Source organism: Tersicoccus solisilvae (assembly GCF_014643255.1).
Classification (GTDB): Bacteria; Actinomycetota; Actinomycetes; order Actinomycetales; family Micrococcaceae; genus Tersicoccus; species Tersicoccus solisilvae.
The window spans coordinates 1-5,590 of sequence record NZ_BMJI01000038.1 but is presented as its reverse complement, the minus strand read 5'-3'; the positions used below and the strand labels follow the sequence as shown (position 1 = coordinate 5,590).

Genomic DNA, 5,590 nt, shown 5'->3' with positions numbered 1-5,590 from the left:
TCCTCCGTCGTTGGAGGGACCTGGTCCGAGGCATTCGGTTACGGGTTGTCCGGCGGTGTCCTACTCTCCCACACCCTCACGAGTGCAGTACCATCGGCGCAGTGGGTCTTAGCTTCCGGGTTCGGGATGGGTCCGGGCGTTTCCCCCACGCTATGGCCGCCGTAACACTATTCCCCCATTCCTGGGGTGAAATCCTGGGACACCAGGGTACTGGTGTCGTCTCCCGGGTGTTCCCCCGACCCGGAGATTCGTTTCGGGGTGGGGTTTGTTGATCGGGAGCTGCATGGTGGACGCGAGCAGAGCTATCTGAATCACTCACTCGGGACGAAACCCGGGTGGTGGGGTGGTGTAAGTTGTTGGCCTATTAGTACCGGTCAGCTTCACGAGTCTGTAGTCCTCGCTTCCACATCCGGCCTATCAACCCAGTGGTCTAGCTGGGGGCCTTCAACCCTCACGGGTATGGAAATCTCATCTTGAAGCAGGCTTCCCGCTTAGATGCTTTCAGCGGTTATCCCATCCGAACGTAGCTAATCAGCGGTGCACTTGGCAGTACAACTGACACACCAGAGGTTCGTCCGTCCCGGTCCTCTCGTACTAAGGAGCGGATAGGGACCGAACTGTCTCACGACGTTCTAAACCCAGCTCGCGTACCGCTTTAATGGGCGAACAGCCCAACCCTTGGGACCTACTCCAGCCCCAGGATGCGACGAGCCGACATCGAGGTGCCAAACCATGCCGTCGATATGGACTCTTGGGCAAGATCAGCCTGTTATCCCCGAGGTACCTTTTATCCGTTGAGCGACGGCCCTTCCACGAGGTGCCGCCGGATCACTAGTCCCGACTTTCGTCCCTGCTCGAGATGTCTCTCTCACAGTCAAGCTCCCTTGTGCACTTACACTCGACACCTGATTGCCAACCAGGCTGAGGGAACCTTTGGGCGCCTCCGTTACTCTTTAGGAGGCAACCGCCCCAGTTAAACTACCCATCAGGCACTGTCCCTGACCCGGATCACGGGTCGAAGTTAGACATCCGAAGCGGTCAGAGTGGTATTTCAACGATGACTCCCCCGACACTGGCGTGCCGGGCTCACAGTCTCCCACCTATCCTACACAAACCGCACCGAACACCAATACCAAACTATAGTAAAGGTCTCGGGGTCTTTCCGTCCTGCTGCGCGTAACGAGCATCTTTACTCGTAGTGCAATTTCGCCGAGTTTATGGTTGAGACAGCGGGGAAGTCGTTACTCCATTCGTGCAGGTCGGAACTTACCCGACAAGGAATTTCGCTACCTTAGGATGGTTATAGTTACCACCGCCGTTTACTGGGGCTTAAATTCCCAGCTTCGCACCCACAAGGGGCACTAACCGGTCCTCTTAACCTTCCAGCACCGGGCAGGAGTCAGTCCGTATACATCGTCTTGCGACTTCGCACGGACCTGTGTTTTTAGTAAACAGTCGCTTCCCCCTGGTCTCTGCGGCCCACACCCGCTCGAGCACGCGAAGTGCCGTCACGGGGCAGGCCCCCCTTCTCCCGAAGTTACGGGGGCATTTTGCCGAGTTCCTTAACCATAATTCTCTCGATCGCCTTGGTATTCTCTACCTGATCACCTGTGTCGGTTTCGGGTACGGGCGGCTAGAACCTCGCGTCGATGCTTTTCTCGGCAGCAGAGGATCACCAGATTCCCCCGAACGGGGGTCCCATCACGTCTCGGCCTACACGCCCCACGGATTTGCCAATGGGACAGCCTACCTGCTTGGACCGGGACAACCATCGCCCGGCCTGGCTACCTTCCTGCGTCACACCTGTTAATACGCTTACCTCCCCGGATCAGGTCCCACGCCGCACGATCGGTGGGCCCCCCGAAGGGAACCCGATGACCGCTTGGGGTGGTTAGTATCCCCGGATCAGTAGGGGCGGTTCTTCGCCGGTACGGGAATATCAACCCGTTGTCCATCGACTACGCCTGTCGGCCTCGCCTTAGGTCCCGACTCACCCAGGGCAGATTAGCTTGACCCTGGAACCCTTGATCATTCGGCGGACGGGTTTCTCACCCGTCTTTCGCTACTCATGCCTGCATTCTCACTCGTGTGGGCTCCACCACTGGGTCACCCCGCAGCTTCACTGCCCACACGACGCTCCCCTACCCATCCACACCCCTGAACCACGAAGGCTAGGGAATGCATGAATGCCACGACTTCGGCGGTGTACTTGAGCCCCGCTACATTGTCGGCGCGGAATCACTTGACCAGTGAGCTATTACGCACTCTTTCAAGGGTGGCTGCTTCTAAGCCAACCTCCTGGTTGTCTAAGCAACTCCACATCCTTTCCCACTTAGCACACGCTTAGGGGCCTTAGTCGGTGGTCTGGGCTGTTTCCCTCTCGACCATGAAGCTTATCCCCCACGGTCTCACTGCTGCGCTCTCACTTACCGGCATTCGGAGTTTGGCTGACGTCAGTAACCTGTTGGGGCCCATCGGCCATCCAGTAGCTCTACCTCCGGCAAGAAACACGCAACGCTGCACCTAAATGCATTTCGGGGAGAACCAGCTATCACGAAGTTTGATTGGCCTTTCACCCCTACCCACAGCTCATCCCCTCCATTTTCAACTGAAGTGGGTTCGGTCCTCCACGACGTCTTACCGTCGCTTCAACCTGGCCATGGGTAGATCACTTCGCTTCGGGTCTAGATCACGCCACTGAACGCCCTGTTCAGACTCGCTTTCGCTACGGCTCCCCCACACGGGTTAACCTCGCGACGTAACACTAACTCGCAGGCTCATTCTTCAAAAGGCACGCCATCACCCACCCACCACAAGGGTGCCAGGCTCTGACGGATTGTAAGCACACGGTTTCAGGTACTATTTCACTCCCCTCCCGGGGTACTTTTCACCTTTCCCTCACGGTACTGGTCCGCTATCGGTCATCAGGGAGTATTCAGGCTTACCAGGTGGTCCTGGCAGATTCACACGGGATTTCTCGGGCCCCGTGCTACTCGGGATACCACCACCACGCGGCGGAACGCATTACGGTTACGGGACTCACACCCTCTACGGTCAGGCATTCAAACCTGTTCACCTATACGCCCGCACCTCACGCGCCAGAGCCGGCAGACCCTGGACGAATGGTCCCACAACCCCGATGACGCAACCCCTGCCGGGTATCACACGCCACCGGTTTAGCCCCATCCGCTTTCGCTCGCCACTACTCACGGAATCACTATTGTTTTCTCTTCCTGCGGGTACTGAGATGTTTCACTTCCCCGCGTTCCCCCCGCACGCCCTATATATTCAGACGGCGGTGACCACCCATGACGGGCGGCCGGGTTTCCCCATTCGGAAATCCTCGGATCACAGACCGGTTATCGTCTCCCCGAGGCTTATCGCAGATTCCCACGTCCTTCATCAGCTCCTGATGCCAAGGCATCCACCGTGTGCCCTTAAAAACTTACACACAGAACAATCAGAATTAAGATGCTCGCGTCCACTATGCAGTTCTCAAACAACAACCCCCACACCCCGCCGGACCACCCACCTTCGGATGCCGGCACGCCAGACGCAGGGAACACCAGAAACAACCAGACCCGACCCAAACCCCCCCAACCCCACACCCCCACCAACGGTGAGAGCACGAGAACCGGAAGGATCTACGCGCCGGGGCCTGTTGTCCCAGGACCCAACAGTGTGTTGCCTAGGCCCACCACCCACCAGCAGACCAACCACCCCTCCAACCCCACACGCACCCCCCGAAGAGGACACGCGCCAGGCGTACCAGGCGGCCAGCCACCAGCACCGGTGACAGACACGAGTTTCGTTGATGTTCCACCCATGAGCACCCGCACCCACACACTGGTGAGTCAACGGGCATTCTCTCTTCATCCCCACCACCACCAGCACACAGGCCAGTGACGCACCCCCACCAGACCGACCGAAGCCGACCAGCACGAGTCAGGGATCCGAGCGCTCCTTAGAAAGGAGGTGATCCAGCCGCACCTTCCGGTACGGCTACCTTGTTACGACTTAGTCCCAATCGCCAGTCCCACCTTCGACGGCTCCCTCCCAAGGGTTAGGCCACCGGCTTCGGGTGTTACCAACTTTCGTGACTTGACGGGCGGTGTGTACAAGGCCCGGGAACGTATTCACCGCAGCGTTGCTGATCTGCGATTACTAGCGACTCCGACTTCACGTGGTCGAGTTGCAGACCACGATCCGAACTGAGACCGGCTTTTTGGGATTAGCTCCACCTCACAGTATCGCAACCCTTTAGACATAAGGGGCATGATGATTTGACGTCATCCCCACCTTCCTCCGAGTTGACCCCGGCAGTCTCCCATGAGTCCCCGGCATAACCCGCTGGCAACATGGAACGAGGGTTGCGCTCGTTGCGGGACTTAACCCAACATCTCACGACACGAGCTGACGACAACCATGCACCACCTGTGAACCGGCCACAAGTGGGGGACACATCTCTGCGCCTTTCCGGTTGGTAAGGTTCTTCGCGTTGCATCGAATTAATCCGCATGCTCCGCCGCTTGTGCGGGCCCCCGTCAATTCCTTTGAGTTTTAGCCTTGCGGCCGTACTCCCCAGGCGGGGCACTTAATGCGTTAGCTACGGCGCGGAAAACGTGGAATGTCCCCCACACCTAGTGCCCAACGTTTACGGCATGGACTACCAGGGTATCTAATCCTGTTCGCTCCCCATGCTTTCGCTCCTCAGCGTCAGTAACAGCCCAGAGACCTGCCTTCGCCATCGGTGTTCCTCCTGATATCTGCGCATTTCACCGCTACACCAGGAATTCCAGTCTCCCCTACTGCACTCTAGTCTGCCCGTACCCACTGCAGACCCGGGGTTAAGCCCCGGGCTTTCACAGCAGACGCGACAAACCGCCTACGAGCTCTTTACGCCCAATAATTCCGGACAACGCTTGCGCCCTACGTATTACCGCGGCTGCTGGCACGTAGTTAGCCGGCGCTTCTTCTGCAAGTACCCTCAACCACACAAAAGCATGGCCTTGTTCCCTGCTGAAAGAGGTTTACAACCCGAAGGCCGTCATCCCTCACGCGGCGTCGCTGCATCAGGCTTTCGCCCATTGTGCAATATTCCCCACTGCTGCCTCCCGTAGGAGTCTGGGCCGTGTCTCAGTCCCAGTGTGGCCGGTCACCCTCTCAGGCCGGCTACCCGTCGTCGCCTTGGTGAGCCATTACCCCACCAACAAGCTGATAGGCCGTGAGTCCATCCAAAACCACCCGAAGGCTTTCCACCACCCCCCATGCGAGGGACAGTCATATCCAGTATTAGACCCAGTTTCCCAGGCTTATCCCAGAGTCAAGGGCAGGTTACTCACGTCTTACTCACCCGTTCGCCACTAATCCATGGTGCAAGCACCACATCATCGTTCGACTTGCATGTGTTAAGCACGCCGCCAGCGTTCGTCCTGAGCCAGGATCAAACTCTCCGTCAAAAAACAGAAAAACATGAACCCGGCAATGACATCCCGACCACCACGGGGGTGGCAGCCAGACATCACAACCAGTAAATAACTGGCATCAACAAACAAAACAACACACTATTGAGTTCTCAAACAACAGGCAC

3 rRNA genes are annotated in these 5,590 nt (G+C 57.8%); all 3 read right to left on the bottom strand.

From position 1 onward, the window contains the following. Positions 1–47: 47 nt before the first annotated feature. The 3 genes from rrf to IEX22_RS15230 all read right to left on the bottom strand — a co-directional run bounded on the left by rrf (position 48) and on the right by IEX22_RS15230 (position 5,459). Positions 48–164, bottom strand: a 5S ribosomal RNA gene (rrf, locus tag IEX22_RS15240). Between the two features lie 180 nt (positions 165–344). Continuing rightward, positions 345–3,451, bottom strand: a 23S ribosomal RNA gene (locus IEX22_RS15235). Between the two features lie 517 nt (positions 3,452–3,968). Continuing rightward, a 16S ribosomal RNA gene (locus IEX22_RS15230) occupies positions 3,969–5,459 on the bottom strand. The 16S, 23S and 5S rRNA genes sit together here, the layout of an rRNA operon. Positions 5,460–5,590: the final 131 nt, after the last annotated feature.